The following is a 1,139-nucleotide window of genomic DNA, read 5'->3' on the forward strand; positions in this document are numbered from 1 at the left end:
GGATGCACAGTGTCCTGTTGACTTAAAAGCGTCGTTAGTCGCTAATGGAATGATTCATGGCGAAGGTGAGTTATCTGGGCAGTTGAATCCTAGCTATCCATTAAATTACATGGAGAAACCTCTGACTCGTATTATGTTGGGGCGCTCATTCTGGGATCATGAAATCGTTGTTGATACCACAATGTATCCGGGTCGAACTTCGGGGGCATCTTCGTCAAGTACGGTAATGGTTCAGACCAACGGTAAAGCGGTGACGTATTCGGCAGGAAACAATCAATCGACAGGTCTGTGGGCACCTCAATTACAAGAAGTAACTATTCAAGATGGCGTGGCAGCTACGATTACTGTGATGATCGCGGATGATCTTACAGGTAAGCCGAATCACGAAACGAGTTTGAAACGCCCTCCACGTATGCAAACCAGCTTTGACTACAATGGTTCGAGCTTAACTTTCAAGGTTCCATATGGTGGCCTTATTTACATTCAACCGAAAGTAAAAGAGCTTGGTGAAGTCTCGTTTAGCATTGATGGCGCGTTAAAAGCGGCTTGGTGGAAAGAGGGACAGTGGATTAACACTATTCAATCGGCAGACGCACCAATTGCAGAAATCGATACGGGTTCATTTATTTACACTACACCAATCAGGAATCTAGAATCCGCTGATTTGAACCAATTCGCAACAGATATGAATCGATTCGCTGAAGCGGCAAGTGACTTCTACGGGCGTGATGAGAAACAAAGCACTGGTTTACACCGTAGGTTCACTTATCCAGAACTGAATGCGTTCCGCCATCGTTTTGTGAATGACGTGCAGATTTCGATTGGCGCTGCTCACTCTGGCTACCCAGTGATGAATTCAAGCTTTAACGCAAATCGGACATACATTCCAACCAACCCTGTGAACGATTGGTTGTTGTGGCATGAAGTTGGTCACAACTTAGCATCAGCTCCTTTCCTTGCGGCTGGTAGTACAGAAGTGACCAATAACCTTCTTGCGTTGTATATGCAGGAGTTAGAGGGGCGCAATGCAAACCCTGAAATGGATCGTATTAAATCGGATATTAAGAAAGCACCTAAATGGCTAGAGCTTAATAATGAACATGCGTGGTCACATGGTGATGCAGGTTTACGATTAGTTA

The 1,139-nt window shown here is 45.0% G+C and carries 1 protein-coding gene; it reads left to right on the top strand.

From position 1 onward, the window contains the following. Positions 1 to 1,139: M60 family metallopeptidase (locus tag AB4486_RS23155; protein ID WP_372118865.1), on the top strand; the 1,139-nt coding region annotated here is incomplete at both ends.

Origin of the sequence: Vibrio sp. 10N.222.55.C6 (genome assembly GCF_041473395.1) — a bacterium.
Classification (GTDB): Bacteria; Pseudomonadota; Gammaproteobacteria; order Enterobacterales; family Vibrionaceae; genus Vibrio; species Vibrio crassostreae_C.